13 protein-coding genes are annotated in these 15,182 nt (G+C 72.6%); 3 read left to right on the forward strand and 10 right to left on the reverse strand.

All coding sequences use genetic code 11. The features are described 5' to 3' along the window. Window positions 1-142 precede the first annotated feature (142 nt). From SA2016_RS15635 to SA2016_RS15660, 6 genes are all read right to left on the reverse strand, one after another. Window positions 143-1,528: a sulfate adenylyltransferase subunit 1 gene (locus tag SA2016_RS15635; protein ID WP_066499818.1), complete on the reverse strand. Its 1,386-nt coding sequence runs from the start codon at window positions 1,526-1,528 to the stop codon at window positions 143-145. Further along, window positions 1,528-2,466 (reverse strand): sulfate adenylyltransferase subunit CysD, encoded by a 939-nt coding sequence (gene cysD / locus SA2016_RS15640; RefSeq protein WP_066499819.1) that lies wholly within the window; start codon window positions 2,464-2,466, stop codon window positions 1,528-1,530. Before cysD ends, SA2016_RS15635 begins: the two co-directional genes overlap by 1 nt. After that, entirely contained in the window at window positions 2,463-3,209 is a 747-nt protein-coding gene (locus SA2016_RS15645; protein WP_066499821.1) for a phosphoadenylyl-sulfate reductase, read from the reverse strand. Before SA2016_RS15645 ends, cysD begins: the two co-directional genes overlap by 4 nt. Then, window positions 3,173-4,891: a nitrite/sulfite reductase gene (locus tag SA2016_RS15650; protein ID WP_066499823.1), complete on the reverse strand. Its 1,719-nt coding sequence runs from the start codon at window positions 4,889-4,891 to the stop codon at window positions 3,173-3,175. Before SA2016_RS15650 ends, SA2016_RS15645 begins: the two co-directional genes overlap by 37 nt. A 426-nt stretch (window positions 4,892-5,317) precedes the next feature. Further along, window positions 5,318-6,535 carry an MFS transporter gene (locus SA2016_RS15655; RefSeq protein ID WP_066499825.1) on the reverse strand — a complete coding sequence of 406 codons (1,218 nt, stop codon included), beginning with the start codon at window positions 6,533-6,535 and terminating at the stop codon, window positions 5,318-5,320. Next, window positions 6,532-7,272, reverse strand: coding sequence for a sirohydrochlorin chelatase (locus SA2016_RS15660; RefSeq protein ID WP_066499827.1), 741 nt, complete (start codon window positions 7,270-7,272; stop codon window positions 6,532-6,534). Before SA2016_RS15660 ends, SA2016_RS15655 begins: the two co-directional genes overlap by 4 nt. Before the next feature lie 70 nt (window positions 7,273-7,342). Between SA2016_RS15660 and SA2016_RS15665 the strand changes: the two genes are divergently transcribed. Beyond that, window positions 7,343-7,780: a hypothetical protein gene (locus tag SA2016_RS15665; RefSeq protein ID WP_066499830.1), complete on the forward strand. Its 438-nt coding sequence runs from the start codon at window positions 7,343-7,345 to the stop codon at window positions 7,778-7,780. Between the two features lie 427 nt (window positions 7,781-8,207). Next, a complete protein-coding gene (locus SA2016_RS15670) occupies window positions 8,208-9,131 on the forward strand; it encodes a hypothetical protein (protein WP_066499832.1) in 924 nt (307 codons plus the stop codon). Window positions 9,132-9,374: 243 nt separating this feature from the next. Here SA2016_RS15670 and SA2016_RS15675 read toward each other — a convergent pair whose 3' ends face one another. From SA2016_RS15675 to SA2016_RS15690, 4 genes are read right to left on the reverse strand one after another with little or no spacing between them, the layout of a single operon-like run. Next, a complete protein-coding gene (locus tag SA2016_RS15675) occupies window positions 9,375-10,478 on the reverse strand; it encodes a polyprenyl synthetase family protein (RefSeq protein ID WP_066499835.1) in 1,104 nt (367 codons plus the stop codon). A gap of 10 nt (window positions 10,479-10,488) precedes the next feature. Continuing rightward, window positions 10,489-11,820: a geranylgeranyl reductase family protein gene (locus tag SA2016_RS15680; protein ID WP_066499840.1), complete on the reverse strand. Its 1,332-nt coding sequence runs from the start codon at window positions 11,818-11,820 to the stop codon at window positions 10,489-10,491. A 16-nt stretch (window positions 11,821-11,836) separates the two neighbouring features. Continuing rightward, window positions 11,837-12,610, reverse strand: a complete 774-nt coding sequence (locus SA2016_RS15685) for a demethylmenaquinone methyltransferase (protein WP_371326633.1) — start codon at window positions 12,608-12,610, stop codon at window positions 11,837-11,839. Between the two features lie 20 nt (window positions 12,611-12,630). Further along, a complete protein-coding gene (locus SA2016_RS15690; RefSeq protein WP_244932804.1) occupies window positions 12,631-13,647 on the reverse strand; it encodes an L-idonate 5-dehydrogenase in 1,017 nt (338 codons plus the stop codon). A 172-nt stretch (window positions 13,648-13,819) separates the two neighbouring features. On the opposite strand from SA2016_RS15690, the gene SA2016_RS15695 reads away from it, so the two are divergent. Then, complete coding sequence (locus SA2016_RS15695) at window positions 13,820-15,160, forward strand: isochorismate synthase (protein WP_066499843.1); 1,341 nt, start codon at window positions 13,820-13,822, stop codon at window positions 15,158-15,160. Window positions 15,161-15,182 lie beyond the last annotated feature (22 nt).

The following is a 15,182-nucleotide window of genomic DNA, read 5'->3' on the forward strand; positions in this document are numbered from 1 at the left end:
TCCGCGCACAGCGCCGAAGGTCACCCTGGGCGCGCACACGAGTGTGCGACTGACGCGGGTGCTCACTCATTGCACCCGCGTCAGCCGCACACTCATGGCATCGACGCCTCCTGCTCCGCCGCGACCGGACGGAGCCGGGACCCTAGATCCAGTACCGCTCGTCCTCGGTGTCCCCCGGGTGCTGCCGGACCATGCCAGCGGCGAGGGTGTTGCCGTCCTGCGGGTCGATGACGAGGAACGCCCCGGTGCGGCGGTGGGCCGCGTAGGGCTCGAGGGGCAGCGGGGCGGCCAGGCGGACCTGGACCTCGCCGATGTCGTTGAGTCCCAGCTCGGACGCGGGCGCCACCTCGAACGAGTCGAGGTCCAGCTTCCCGGTCACGGCGCGCACGAGGCCGCGCACCGTGGAGGTGCCGTGCTTGACGAGCACCTTGGCGCCCTCGCGCAGCGGCTTGGAGGACAGCCACGCCACCGAGCCGTACAGGTCCGCGCTGCTCTCCGGCAGGGTCCCGGCGGCGGCGATCGTGTCGCCGCGGGCCACGTCGAACTCGTCCGCGAGGCGCAGCGCGACGGACAGGGGCGCCCCGGCCTCCTCGAGCGAGCGGCCGGCGACGTCGATCCCCACCACGGTCGTCTCGCGCGCGGCCTGGCCCGGGGTCACCACGGAGACCCGGTCGCCCACGCGCACCACGCCCTCCGTGACCTGCCCGGCGTAGGCCCGGTAGTCGCGGAACTCGGCCTCGTCCAGGCCCGGCGCGAGCGCGCCCTGCGGGCGGATCACGGTCTGGACGGGGAAGCGGAAGGGCTCCGCAGGAGCAGAACCAGAGTCGTCGAGCTCGTCGGTGCTCGGCAGGGACTCGAGCAGCTCGAGGAGCGTCGGCCCGGCGTACCAGGCGGTGCGGTCGGAGCGGTCCACGATGTTGTCGCCCTCGAGGGCGGAGACCGGGACGGCCACGGCGTCACGGAGGCCGAGCTCGGAGGCCAGCCGCGCGACGTCGTCCGCGATCGCCGTGAAGACCGGCTCGGAGAAGTCCACGAGGTCGATCTTGTTCACCGCGACCACCACGTGCGGCACGCGCAGGAGCGCGGCGACCGAGAGGTGCCGGCGGGTCTGCTCGAGCACGCCCTTGCGCGCGTCGATGAGCAGCACCACGGCGTCCGCGGTCGAGGCGCCGGTGACCGTGTTCTTGGTGTACTGCACGTGGCCCGGGCAGTCGGCGAGGATGAACGTGCGCCGGTCGGTCGCGAAGTAGCGGTAGGCGACGTCGATCGTGATGCCCTGCTCGCGCTCGGCGCGCAGCCCGTCGGTGAGGAGCGCGAGGTCGAGCCCGCCCTTCTCGCCGCCGAAGCCGCGGGCCTCGGAGGTGCGCGCCACGGCGTCGAGTTGGTCGGCGAGGATCGCCTTGGAGTCGTGCAGGAGGCGGCCCACGAGGGTGGACTTGCCGTCGTCGACGCTCCCGGCGGTCGCGAAGCGGAAGAGGGTGCCCTCGGTCAGCGTGGTGGTCTCGGCAGGCTCGGCCAGCGTGCTCATCAGAAGTACCCGTCCTTCTTGCGGTCTTCCATCGCCGCTTCGGAAATGCGATCGTCGGCGCGGGTGGCCCCGCGCTCGGTGAGGGTGGACGCGGCAACCTCGCGCACCACGTCCGCCACGGTGTAGGCGTCGGAGAGCACGGCGCCGGTGCAGGACATGTCCCCCACCGTCCGGTACCGCACGGTGCGCACGACGACGTCCTCCCCCTCGCGCGGCCGGCTCACCTCCCCCACGGCGCGCCACATGCCGTCGCGGACGAACACGTCGCGCTCGTGCGCGTAGTAGATGCTCGGCAGCTCGATCTGCTCGCGCTCGATGTACCGCCAGATGTCCAGCTCGGTCCAGTTGCTGATGGGGAACGCCCGCACGTGCTGGCCCACCGTGTGTCGGCCGTTGTAGAGGTTCCACAGCTCGGGGCGCTGGTTGCGCGGGTCCCACTGGCCGAACTCGTCGCGCAGGGACAGGATGCGCTCCTTGGCGCGGGCCTTGTCCTCGTCGCGGCGGCCGCCGCCGAAGACGGCGTCGAACTTGTTGCGCTCGATCGCGTCCAGGAGCGGCACGGTCTGCAGCGGGTTGCGGGTGCCGTCGGCGCGCTCGGCGAGCTCCCCGCGGTCGATGAACTCCTGCACGGAGCCGACCACGAGCTTCAGGCCCAGGCGCGCCACGGTGCGGTCGCGGAAGTCGAGGACCTCGGGGAAGTTGTGGCCCGTGTCCACGTGGAGCACGGGGAAGGGGATCTTCCCGGGCCAGAACGCCTTGGCGGCCAGGTGCAGCATGACCACGGAGTCCTTGCCGCCCGAGAAGAGCATCGCGGGGCGCTCGAACTCGGCGACGACCTCGCGGATGATGTGGATCGACTCGGCCTCGAGGGCGTCGAGGAGCGCGAGGGAGCCCTGGCCTCGGGTGGGCTCGACCAGTGTGTCGGTGGGAGTGCTCATACGTGGAGTCCGCATTCTGTCTTGTCGGTGCCGGACCAGCGGCCGGCTCGGGGGTCCTCTCCGGGGGCGACCGGGCGCGTGCACGGCGCACAGCCGATGGAGGGGTACCCCTGGGCAAGGAGGGGATTGACGGGCAGGAGGTTGTCCTCGGAGTACTGCACCAGCGCCTCGAAGGACCACGGGGCCACCGGGTTGACCTTCACGAGGCCGTTCTTCTCGTCCCACGTCACGAGCGGGGTACTGCTGCGGGTCGGGGCCTCGTCGCGGCGCACCCCGGTGAACCACAGCTCGTAGCCCGCGAGCGAGGCGTGCAGCGGCTCGACCTTCCGCAGGGCGCAGCAGCGGCCCGGATCGCGGGAGAAGAGGTCCTTGCCCTCGGCGGCGTCCTGCTCGGCGACGGTCTGCTTCGGCGTGACATCGACGATCCGCACGCGGAGGTTCTCGGCGACCTCGTTCCGCGTGGCGTACGTCTCGGGGAAGTGGTAGCCGGTGTCGAGGAAGAGGACGTCCACGCCCGGGAGCTGGTCGGCCACCAGGGCCGGCAGGACGGCGTCGGCCATCGAGCAGGCAACGGCGGTGGCCTCCACCGCGAAGTTCCGCGCCACCCAGCCGATCACCTCCTGGGCGGAGGCGTCCCAGCCGAGCTCGGCGGCGCCGGCCTCGGCGAGGGCCTTGAGCTCGTCCTGCGAGCGCTTCGTCGTGGCCGTCACTGGAGTGCCTCCTCGTCTGCGGCGTGGGCCCATTCGGCGAAGGTCTGCCCCTCGTCGGCGCGCTCGGCGAGGTAGCGCCGGGTGACGCGCTCGACGTAGTCGGGCAGGCCCTCGGCGGTGACCTTGAGCCCGCGGACGGTGCGGCCGGTGCCGGCCTCCTCGCGGGAGTCGGAGGCGAGGCCGCCGCCGAGGTGCACCTGGAAGCCCGGGGTCTGGCCGCCGTTGCCGTCGGGCAGGAGCTGGCCCTTGAGCCCGATGTCCGCCGTCTGGATGCGGGCACACGAGTTGGGGCAGCCGTTCACGTGCAGGGTCAGCGGCCGCAGGAGCTCGTTGGCCGGGATGCGCTGCTCGAGCTCGGCGATGGCGGCGGTCGCGGTGTCCTTGGTGTCCACGATCGCGAGCTTGCAGAACTCGATGCCGGTGCAGGCGATGGTGGAGCGGCGCCAGGGACTCGGGTCTGCGTAGAGGCCGAGCTCCTCGAGGCCGGCCACGAGCGAGTCGACGCGGCCCTCCTCGACGTCGAGCACCACGATCTTCTGGTGCGGGGTGGTGCGCAGGCGGGCCGAGCCGTGGGCCTCGATGAGGTCGGCGAGCCGCACGAGGGTCTCGCCGGAGACGCGGCCCACGGTCGGGGTGGCGCCGATGTAGAAGCGGCCGTCCTTCTGCCGGTGGACGCCCACGTGGTCGCCGGGGGTGGAGGGCTTCTCGGCGGCGGGGCCGTCGGGCAGGGGCGCCTCGAGGTACTCGGTCTCGAGGACCTGCCGGAACTTCTCGGCGCCCCAGTCCGCCACGAGGTACTTCAGGCGCGCCCGGTTGCGCAGGCGGCGGTAGCCGTAGTCGCGGAAGATGCTCGTGACGCCGACCCACACCTCGGCCGCGCGCGAGGGCTCGACGAAGGCGCCGAGGCGGACGGCGAGGTGCGCAGAGGTGGAGAGCCCGCCGCCGACCCACAGGTCGTAGCCGGGGCCCAGCTCAGGGTGCACCACGCCGACGAGGGCGAAATCGTTGATCTCGTGGACCACATCCTGGGACGGGTGGCCCGTGATGGCGGTCTTGTACTTGCGGGGCAGATTCGCGAAGGACTCGTCGCCGATGTAGCGGTCCGCGATCTCGCGGATCTGCGGGGTGGGGTCGAGGATCTCGTCCGCGGCGATGCCGGCGACCGGGGAGCCGAGGATCACGCGCGGCACGTCGCCGCAGGCCTCGGTGGTGTGCAGCCCCACGGCCTCGAGGCGGCGCCAGATCTCCGGCACGCTCTCAATCTCGACCCAGTGCAGCTGGATGTTCTGCCGGTCGGTGATGTCCGCGGTGCCGCGGGCAAAGTCGCGGGAGATCCCGCCGATCACGCGCAGCTGCTCGGTGGTGAGCGCGCCGCCGTCGATCCGTACGCGCATCATGAAGTAGCGGTCCTCGAGCTCGTGCGGCTCGAGCGTGGCGGTCTTGCCGCCGTCGATCCCGGGCTTGCGCTGGGTGTAGAGGCCCCACCAGCGGAAGCGGCCGTGCAGGTCGGTCGGGTCGATCGAGTCGAACCCGCCGGCGGCGTAGATCGACTCGATCCGCTCGCGGACGCTGAGCCCGCCGTCCTCCTGCTTCCAGGCCTCGTTCGGGTTGAGCGGGGCGGTGCCGTCCACCTTCCACTGCCCGTTCGGCTTGGCGGCACGCGGGCGTGCTGGGCGCGCGGCGTCGGTGCGCGGGTGCGTGGCGGTCTCTGTCATGCGTTCGAGGGTACGGAGCCCGCTGCCCGGGCTCCACGGCGCTGCAATGCAGGGTCACCCGGGGACGCATTTCGTCGCACAGGGCCCGATCTCGGGGGCGCCCCTTGACTCCTCCCCGCCTCCCGCCCCACCCCTCCCCCGCCTTGTGTTTCGGGTACGCATCTCGTCGCGCTTTCGGCGGTTCGGGTACGCATCTCGTCGCGCCTTCGGCGTTCCGGGTACGCGGGCTCGCGGCTCGCTGTCCGCTCTGGAGCCGTCCGCTGCTCATGGCCCGGGCCCTCTGGTGGCGCGCACGACGCCGGCCGCGTCGTCGCGCGCGGCCGGGGAACCCGCCGTCGTGCGTACCAGAAAGCCGGAAACGGCGACGAGATGCGTACCCGAAACGCTCAGGAGGCGACGAGATGCGTACCCGGAACGCCGAGGGGGTCAGTGGGAGAACGACGTCCACGGGTGTGTGGCGCCGTACCGCCGCAGCCACAGCGCCAGGCCCGCACAGACCAGGTACCCGGCGCCGACGGAGAGCCAGCCGACGTCGTACGAGCCGGTCGCGTCGGCGAGGACGCCCATGATCAGCGGCCCGAGCGAGAACCCCGTGTACATGCCCGCGGCGAGCACGCCGGACGCCACGCCCACCCGTTCCGGGGGCACCACCACGAGCACGGCCGCGTTCATGATCACGTTCGCGCCCAGCACCGTCGCCCCGTGCAGCGCGACCCCGGCCCAGACGAGCCACGGCTGGTGCAGGGCGCCGGCGCCGAGCAGGCACGCCACGCCCACGATCGCCCCGAGGGCCAGGGCGAACAGCAGCCCGGACGGCCGGGCGCCGCCGGCCATCCTGCGCCCCCACACGATCCGCGAGGACACGCCCACGATGCCGGAGACACCCGCCGCTGCGCCCGCCAGCACGAGCGGGAAGCCCAGCTCGCGCACCGCGTAGAGCGGCAGGTACACGTTGGTGGCCTGCATCCCCAGGCCCGAGAAGAAGGCGAACCCGGCGAAGAGCCACACCGAGAACGGCAGGGATCCGCCCTGCCCGCGCCGGGCGCGGGACCTCGGCTTCGCGGGCTCCGAGGGAACCTGCGTGAACCCGTAGGCGAGCAGGCCGAGCGCAACAACCGCGGCCAACCCGAATGCGCCCTGCCACCCGAGCCAGAGCGCCACCGCGGGGAAGAACAGACCGGAGAAGAGCTGGCTCGCCTGGACGCCGGACTGCTTGATCCCGATCCACCCGGCGCGCTTGTGCGGGGGCACCGAGGTCACGATGACGCGGTTGGTGGTCGGGTTCGAGATCGACTGCGCAGGGCCGGCGATGATGACCGCGGCGAGGAGCACCCAGAAGCTGTGCGCGAGGGCCGCGATGACGAGCGCCACGACGGTCCCGCCGAAGATCAGCACGAGCTGCGTGCGCGTTCCCGCCCGGTCGCTCAGGCGCCCGAGGGAGAAGCTGCTCACGGCCGCCGAGGCGAACACGGCCCCGGCGAGGAGGCCGAACTGGGACTGGCTCATCCCCAGCGACGCGAGGATGAGCGGACTCACGGCGCTGAGGCCGTAGTTCAGCAGCGGACCCACGCCCATCGCCGCGACGAGGACCACGAGGAGCCCTGCGCTCGCCCTCCGGGGTGCGTGCTCGGCAGCGGCGCTCATTCGGCGGGCGCCGCCGGGGCGGGCGCCTGGGCGGCCCGCGCGGCGAGCGCGGCGTCGTAGCGGTCCAGGGCGATCCGAGCGATGACGGGCGCCGGCAGCAGCGGCGCGGCGACGGCGTCGGCCCCGGCCTTCGCGAGCTGGTCGTGGAAGAACCCCGGCGCGAGGAGGTAGGAGGCGATGACGACCCGCGCGGCGTCGCCCGCCCCGTCCGTCTCCTCGGCCCGCAGCTCGGCGACGGCCTCCGGCACGCTCGGCGAGGCGCTCGCGCCGTACCCGGGCAGCACGCGGTTCGGGACGCGATGGCGGAGCATGTCGGCAAGGCGTTCGACGTCGGCCGCCGCCTGCGGATTCGACGACCCGGCGGCGGCGAGCACCACGGCGTCATCCGCGCGCAGTCCCGCCTCGGCGAGGCGCTCGGCGAGGAGGTCCGCGAGGCGCTCGTCGGGCCCGAGGGGGCCCGCGGCGAGCGTGCCGGGCCGCGACGCCACCGCACGGGCGATGTCCACCTTCACGTGGTAGCCGACGCTGAGGAGGAGGGGCACGACGACGGCGCCCGCCCCCGCGGGCAGCCCGGCCACCACTTCCGGCAGCTCGGGGCCGTGCACGTCGACGTACGCGTCCACCACGGTCAGGCCCGGCCGGGCTGCCCGGATCTCCTCGACGACGGCAAGGATCGCGGCCCGGCCCCCGGCGTTGCTGGTTCCGTGGGCGCATGCCACGAGGATGTCCTGGCTCATGTGCCGAGCGTACCGGCCGTCAGTTCACGCGGCGGAAACCCGCGGGCCCCGCCCGACTAGGATGAAGCACATGAACGAGATGTTCCTGGAGAAGTTCCGCGCGCTTGTCCCGAAGTACCTCGAGGATCCCTGGAAGCCCGAGGACGGAATCTCCGAGAAGGAGCTCGAGGAGGCCCTCGAAGAACATGCGTTCACCGTCCCGCAGGTGCTGCGTGAGTTCTACCTCGCGCTGGGCAACTCCGAGCTCATGGAGGCCTACCACTACTTCTGGGACCCCGAAGAGCTCGAGATCGACGACGAGGGCTTCCTCATGTTCCTCGAAGACGAGGACGAGCAGTTCACCTGGGGCTTCCGCGCGGGCGACCTGCGCGTCCCGGACCCGATCGTGTACCGGAAGAACAACGCCCGGGGCGAGTGGGTCTCGGAGGACGGCACGTTCTCCGAGTTCACGTTCGACATGTTCGAGTGGGTCTTCAGCGAGGACGACGAGGAAGACGAAGAGGGCTGACCTGCCCCTCTTTCAAACTGATTGACGGGTATCGCTGGACTTTTTACAGATCTGTCATATGCTTGTCAGTGGGTTCACTTCTTAGCCTCCAGTGAATCCGGGTGCGAACGGAAACGGTCCCGGGAATCGGCGTTAGCCGAGTCCCGGGACCACCCGTTTAACCGTTCCTCCCCCGGTCCGAGGTCACCTCTCCCTCCGTGCGGGGTCACCTCCCACCCAACCCGAGGTCACCTCTGCCTCAGCGCGGGGTCACCTCCCACCCGACCCGAGGTCACCTCTCCCTCCGTGCGGGGTCACCTCCCACCCGACCCGAGGTCACCTCTCCCTCTGCGCGGGGCCACCACGTCCCGCTCCCCACGCTGCCCCTTTGCCGAATGCCTGTGGATAACTTCCGACGCTCCAGCCCGGACCCTGCCACTATGGGGCCATGGATCCTGTCAAAGCCCGCGAGACCCTGCTCGCAGCCCCCTTCACGGCTGCCGAGGCCGAGCGACATGGTCTCGACTACTCCCAACTGCTTCAGGAGAACGTCCGGCATATCAGCCGTGAGCTCTACGTCCCCGACGACAACACCGCCCAGCTCCGGGACCGCGTACGAGCGCACCTCGCGGTGACACCGCAGGCGTGGGCATCGCATCAAACTGCGGCAGCCCTTCACGGGCTGTGGCTGCCGGATGACGCTGCGGACCACTCCCTGCTCCACTTGAGCAAGCCCACGGACGTGCCCCGCGTGCGCAGAACCGGCGTCGTCGGCCACAGGGTGCGCGTCAAGGCAGGCGAGATTGTCGAGCTGAGTGCAGGAGTCAGAGTCAGCTCGCCGGCGAGGACCTGGCTCGACCTTGGAAACGAACTCGGCCCCGTGGGGCTGGTGATCCTTGGAGACGAGCTGCTTCGCATTCCCAGGCCCGGGCTTGAGGGCCGCGCTGTTCCTCACGCCACCAAAGGCGCACTTGCAGCCCTGCTCCGGGCACACCCCAACATGCCGGGCGTCGCGAAGTGCCGAGCCGCTCTCGCCGACATGCGGGTCGGGGCCGACTCGCCTCAAGAGACGCTCCTCCGCCTCAGCCTGCTCGCCCATGGATTCCCGGAACCCGAGCTGCAGATTGCTCTGCGGCCAAACGATCCCTTCTCGCCGAGCGCCGATATGGGGTATCCGTCGGTCAAGGTGGCGATTCAGTACGACGGCAGTCATCACCTAAGCGAGGAACAGCGCTGGCGCGATGCACGGCGGGACGCCGCCTTCCGCGCAGCCGGGTGGATCGTGCTCATCGTCAGATCCGAGGATTGCCAGAACGACTTCGCTAGCGTTCGAGCCGCTCTCAGGGGCCACCTCGCAGGCCGCGCCGCATGACCTAACCTCGGACAGCTGGAGAGATGACCCCGCGTCACCCGAGAGATGACCCCGCGTCACCCGAGAGATGACCCCGCGTCACCCAAGAGCTGACCTCGGACAACTGGAGAGATGACCTCGCGTCACCTGAGAGATGACCCCGCGTCGCCCAAGAGATGACCTCGCGTCGCCCGGGAGGTGACCCCGCGTCAGTTGGCCGTCGTTCGTCGTCGGTCGGCCCTCGGGGGCGGGGGGAGGGCGAGGTCAGGCCCGGCGCTCCACCACCGCGTCCGCGAACGCGGCCAACGAGTCCTTCACGACCCCCTCGGGCAGCGGCCGGAGCGCGGCCTTGGCCGCGTCGGCCCATTCCCGGGCGACGGCCCACGACTGCTCGGTCACCGGGTGCGACGCGATCGCGTCGACCGCCGCGGCGAGCGCGTCGTCGCCGGAGAGGTCCGCGTCCACGAAGCCGAGCACGCGCTGGGCGGAGGCATCGCCGTCGGCCGCGGCGCGGCGGAGCAGCAGCACGGGCAGGGTCGGGACGCCCTCGCGCAGGTCCGTCCCGGCGATCTTGCCCGAGGTGACCTTGCCGCCGGTGACATCGATGACATCGTCGGCCAGCTGGAACGCGACCCCCACCTTCTCGCCGTAGTCCACGAGGACGGACTCGTACTCGGACGGGGCGCCGGAGAAGATCACGCCGAACTGGCCGGAGGCGGCGATGAGCGAGCCGGTCTTGTCCGACAGCACGGAGATGTAGTGCTGCAGCGGGTCCTCGCCGTCGCGCGGGCCCACGGTCTCGTGCAGCTGCCCGAGGCAGAGCCGCTCGAAGGTGCGCGCCTGGATGGCCAGCGCGCGCCCGCCGAGGTCGGAGACGAGGATCGAGGCGCGGGCGAAGATGAGGTCGCCGGCGAGGATCGCCACGGTGTTGCCCCAGACCTCGTGGGCGGTGGGGGCGCCGCGGCGGTACGGCGCGGAGTCCATGACGTCGTCGTGGTACAGCGTCGCGAGGTGCGTGAGCTCGACGACCGCCGCCGCCTGGAGCACCTCGGCGCGCTCGGAGTCGCCCAGATGGGCGGCGAGGATGGTCAGCAGCGGGCGGATGCGCTTGCCGCCCGCCTCCATGAGGTGCTTGCTCGTCGCGTCGGCCAGCGGGTCGGAGTTGGAGATGGCCTCCCGCAGGACCCGCTCGACGCGCGCCATGCTCGTGCTGATCGCAGGGCCCAGCTCAGCGTCCTCGGCAATGGCGGCGAAGCCGGCAGGCAGCTGCATGCCCGCGGCGATCGCCGTGGTCGTGGGAGGCGGCTCGGAGGACTCGGGGCGGCCGTGCCCCGCGTGCGTCCAGCGGCTGTCTGCAGAATCAGTCACGGGGTCAAGCCTAGCTTTCGGGGCGCGCTGCGGGCGCCGGGCTCGGTGGAACGGTGTTCGATGTCGCGGGCACGAGCGCCTCGAGCACCCGGATCGCCGCGTCCGGCAGGCTCGTCCCGGGCCGGTCGGTGAGGTTGGCGAGCAGCCGCACCACGAGGCGCATGAGCGGCGGCACCGGCATGCCGGTGGCGAGCGCCGCCCGCATCACGGCCGGGTGGCCGATCAGCGCCGCGAACCCGCGGCCGAGCGTGAAATGGCTCCCCCACTCGCGCCGCACCCGGTCCGCGTACGCGCCGAGGCGACGGTCGACGTCGGCCTCCGCCGGCCGCGCCCGGCCCGCCGCGCGCTGAGCTGCTGCGGCGTCGACGAGGTACTGGGCGGCGAACCGCCCGGACTCCATGGCGTAGGAGATGCCCTCGCCGTTGAACGGGCTGACCATGCCTCCGGCGTCGCCGAGGAGGGCCATGCCGGGGACCACGTGCGGGGTCCGGTTGAAGCCCATGGGCAGCGCGGCGCCGCGGATCGGGCCGACCTGGTTCTCCTCGCTGAAGCCCCACTCCCCCGGCATCCCGGCGGTCCATTCGCGCAGCACCTGGCGGTAGTCGAGCCTGCCGAACTCCTTCGAGGAGTTGAGGATGCCCAGGCCCACGTTGCACGTGCCGTCGCCCACGCCGAACACCCAGCCGTACCCGGGCAGGGGCTTGCCGTCCGCCCCGGGCAGCTCGAGCCAGCCCTCCATCCAGTCGTCCTCGTGGCGGGGGCTTTCGAAGTACGTGCGGTAGGCGACCCCGAGCGGGCGGTCGTCGCGCTTGGCGAGCCCGCGGGAGACGGCGGCGCGGGTCGAGTTGCCGTCGGCGGCGAGCACCACGTCGGCGTGGAAGTCACGCGTCTCGCCGGTCTTCTTGCCAGCCTCGTCGAGGAGGTGGGCGCGGGCACCCACCACCCGGCCGGCGTCGTCCGTGAGGACCTCCGCGACCGAGTGCCCCTCGAGGATCTGCGCCCCGGCGGAGCGGGCGTGGGCGGCGAGGGCCTCGTCGAAGCCGAGCCGGGTGCGGACGAGCCCGTAGTCGGGGAAGCCGTCGAGGTCGGGCCACGGGAGCTCGAGGGTGCGGCCGCCGGCGATGAGGCGCAGGCCGCGGTTGCGGCGCCAGCCGTCCTCGGCGGCATGCGGGAGCCCGAGCAGCTGGATCTCGCGCACGGCGCGGGGCGTGAGTCCGTCCCCGCACACCTTCTCGCGCGGGAAGCGGGTCTTCTCGAGCACGGTCACGGGCACGCCGGAGCGTGCGAGGTAGTGGGCTGCGGTCGAGCCGGCCGGCCCGGCGCCGACGATCAGGACGTCCACGGTGGATCCGGCGGCGTCAGCGGGACGCGGAGCGGCGTGCCCGCCGGACCTGGGCGGGCGGCGCCGCCGGCGACCCGGTCGCGGCCTCGGGCTTGTACGCGCGGTGCACGGCCACGATCCCGCCGGAGAGGTTGCGGTACGTCACGTCCGTCCACCCGGCCGCGGACAGCCACGCGGCCAGGTTGTCCTGGTCCGGCCAGGCGCGGATCGACTCGGCGAGGTACACGTAGGCGTCCGGGTTGGAGGACGCCCGGCGGGCGATCTCGGGCAGGGCGCGCATGAGGTACTCGACGTACATGGTGCGCCAGAGGGGGTTGACCGGGGAGGAGAACTCGGCGATGACGAGCCGGCCGCCGGGCTTGGTCACGCGCAGCATCTCGGCGAGGGCCTTGCGGGGGTCGCTCACATTGCGCAGCCCGAAGCTGATGGTCACGGCGTCGAAGGAGCCGTCCGCGAAGGGCAGGTTGGTCGCGTCGCCGGCGATGAAGTCGATGTCGGGGCGGCGGCGCTTGCCCACCCGGAGCATGCCGAGGGAGAAGTCGCAGGCCACGACGTCGATCCCCGCGTCCGCGTAGGGCTCCGAGGAGGTGCCGGTCCCGGCGGCGAGGTCGAGGACCCGCTGGCCGGGACTGGCATCGACCGCATCGAGCACGATCTTCCGCCAGCGGCGCGTCTGGCCGAGGGAGAGGAGGTCGTTCATGACGTCGTACCGGGGTGCGACCTCGTCGAACATGGTGGCGACCTCGTCGGGCCGCTTCTCAAGGGATGCCCTGCTGCCTGCGCTGCTCACCCACACCATTCTGCCAAACTTCAGAACCGCAGCAGGACCTTCGACGAGCCGGTGCGGCGGTCCCCTGCCACGCGGAAGGCCTCGGCGGCGTCTTCGGCGGCGAACTCGTGGGTGAGCAGGGGCCCGACGTCGAGCCCCTCGGCGAGGTACGCCAGGGCTGTCGCGATCTCGTCGACGAAGCGGAACGTCCCCCGATAGTCCACCTCGCGGAACACGAGCGCGCCGAGCGAGACCGCGATGTCCCCGGCGGGCAGGTTGCCGACCTGGACCACCGTGCCGCCCCGCCGGACGGAACGCAGGACGGCGCTGACGGCCCCGGGCGCGCCGGAGGCCTCGAAGACGACGTCGGCCTCGGGCAGCGCAGCGCCCCCGGCGAGGTCCACCGTCTCGTGGGCGCCCATCCTCTCGGCGACCCCGAGCGAGGCGGGGGCGAGGTCCGCCGCGATCACGCGGGCGGCCCCGGCCCGGCGCGCGGCGGCGACGACGAGCGCGCCGATCGGCCCGGCGCCGTTGACCAGGACCGTGCGGCCGCGGACGTCGCCGGCCCGCTTGACGGCGTGGATCGCGACCCCGAGGGGCTCGGCGACGGCGGCCAGGCGCGTGCTCACGCCCTCGGGCACGGCGCGCAGCTGGTCCGCCGGGACCACGGTGCGGGCCGAGAAGGCGCCCTGGGTGTGGGGCCAGGACGCGGCGGAGCCGAGGTAGCGCACCGATTCGCACAGGTTGGGCCGGCCCTGGGTGCAGTGCCGGCAGTGGCCGCACACCGTGGCGGGGTGGACGGCCACGCGCTGGCCCACGTCGAAGCCCGTCACCGCCTCGCCGAGGGCCTCGATGTGCCCGGCGACCTCGTGGCCGAGCACGAGGGGGTCACGCAGGATGCTCAGGCCCGAGGCGCCGTGCCGGAGGTAGGAGAGGTCGCTGCCGCAGATGCCCCCGTACTCGACCGCCACGACCGCGTCCCGGGGCCCCGGCCGCGGCTCCGGCACCGGATCGAGGCGCAGGTCCCCGGCGGCGTGGACCACGACGGCAATGCTCACGGGACCTCCTGTGCATGTACGGCGGACGGCGGTCAGGATAGCTGCGGCGCGCGCGCCCCGTCCATGGCGCCGCGGCCCGGCCCGGCGGTCTGCTCCGAGAGGTCCGGCCACGTCCAGGGCCCCGCGGCCCGCGCCGGGACGGCGGCCGCCGACCGCGTAGGCTTGACCCATCATGAAGCACCCCTTGCGCGCCCTCACGGTCACTCTGGGCCCGGCCGCCCTCGGCGCCACCGACCTCGCGGCAGGCCTCACCGACGCGGAGGTGCACTGCTGGATCCGCCGCGGCGAGGGCCAGATCGGGTTCGGCGAGGCGGCCCGCTTCACGGCCACCGGCGCCGACCGCTTCATCGATGCCGAGGCGTGGTGGAAGCAGCTCACGCTCGAGGCCGAGGTGGTGGACCGCGTGGGCCACCCGGGCACCGGCCTGCTCGCGTTCGGCAGCTTCGCCTTCTCCCGCACGTCCCACTTCCTCTCCCGCCTCGTGGTCCCAGAGCTCGTGATCGGCATCCGCGACGGCGCCGCCTGGGCCACGCTGGTGACCAGCGACGGGACGGAGCCCACCGACGCGGGGGTGCAGGCCGCCGTCGTGCGCGTCCTCGGCACCGCCGGCGGTGCGGGCGGCGATGGACGCACGACGGCGCGCGCGGACTCGGGCGCGGACAGCGCCGGCCGCGGGCCGGTCACCCTCTCCCCCGGATCGCTGGGCGAGCAGCGGTGGATGGACGCCGTGGCCGCCGGGGTGGAGCGGATCGCGGCCGGCGACCTCGAGAAGCTCGTGCTCGCCCGGGACATCGTGGTGCACCGAGGCAGCGGGATCGAGCGGCACGAGGTGCTGCGCCGGCTCGCGGCGTCCTACCGGGACACGTGGGTGTACGGGGTGGACGGGCTCGTGGGCGCCACCCCGGAGATGCTCATCCAGGTCGAGGGGCGCACCGCGCAGGCGCGGGTCCTCGCGGGCACGATCGACCGGCGCGACGCCAACGGCCAGGGCCTCGAGTACGCGGAGCGCGTGCTCGCCGGCTCGCCCAAGCAGCGCCACGAGCACGAGATCGCCATCCAGTCCCTGACCACGGCGCTCGCGCCCTTCTCCGAGGCCATGAACGCCCACGACGAGCCGTTCATCCTCGAGCTGCCCAACGTGTACCACCTCGCCTCAGACGTCAAGGCCGAGCTCGTCGACGTCGAGGGGCACATCCCGACCTCGCTCGCGCTCGTCAACGCGCTGCACCCGACCGCCGCGGTCTGCGGCACCCCGACCTCGATCGCCGGCGCGCTCATCCGCGAGCTCGAGGCGCTGGACCGCGGGCCCTACGCGGGGCCGGTCGGCTGGCTCGACGCCGCAGGGAACGGCGAGTGGGGCATCGCCCTGCGGGGCGGGGTCATCGAGACGCCGACCTCGATGCGCCTGTACGCCGGGTGCGGGATCGTGGAGGCGTCCCAGCCGACCGCCGAGCTGGCTGAGACGTGGGCCAAGTTCCGCCCGATGCTCGAGGCCCTGGGCGTCGAGCGCTGATGCGGGGCCCCTCAGCCCAACG

Origin of the sequence: Sinomonas atrocyanea (assembly GCF_001577305.1) — a bacterium.
GTDB classification, from domain to species: Bacteria; Actinomycetota; Actinomycetes; order Actinomycetales; family Micrococcaceae; genus Sinomonas; species Sinomonas atrocyanea.

Bases quoted from the DNA above. Each gene is read 5' to 3' on its own strand.
- SA2016_RS15645 (WP_066499821.1), bottom strand. From the start codon at position 3,209: ATGGGCCCACGCCGCAGACGAGGAGGCACTCCAGTGACGGCCACGACG.
- SA2016_RS15655 (WP_066499825.1), bottom strand. From the start codon at position 6,535: ATGAGCGCCGCTGCCGAGCACGCACCCCGGAGGGCGAGCGCAGGGCTC.
- SA2016_RS15695 (WP_066499843.1), top strand. From the start codon at position 13,820: ATGAAGCACCCCTTGCGCGCCCTCACGGTCACTCTGGGCCCGGCCGCC.
- SA2016_RS15665 (WP_066499830.1), top strand. From the start codon at position 7,343: ATGAACGAGATGTTCCTGGAGAAGTTCCGCGCGCTTGTCCCGAAGTAC.
- SA2016_RS15670 (WP_066499832.1), top strand. From the start codon at position 8,208: ATGGATCCTGTCAAAGCCCGCGAGACCCTGCTCGCAGCCCCCTTCACG.
- cysD (WP_066499819.1), bottom strand. From the start codon at position 2,466: ATGAGCACTCCCACCGACACACTGGTCGAGCCCACCCGAGGCCAGGGC.
- SA2016_RS15650 (WP_066499823.1), bottom strand. From the start codon at position 4,891: ATGACAGAGACCGCCACGCACCCGCGCACCGACGCCGCGCGCCCAGCA.
- SA2016_RS15635 (WP_066499818.1), bottom strand. From the start codon at position 1,528: ATGAGCACGCTGGCCGAGCCTGCCGAGACCACCACGCTGACCGAGGGC.
- SA2016_RS15660 (WP_066499827.1), bottom strand. From the start codon at position 7,272: ATGAGCCAGGACATCCTCGTGGCATGCGCCCACGGAACCAGCAACGCC.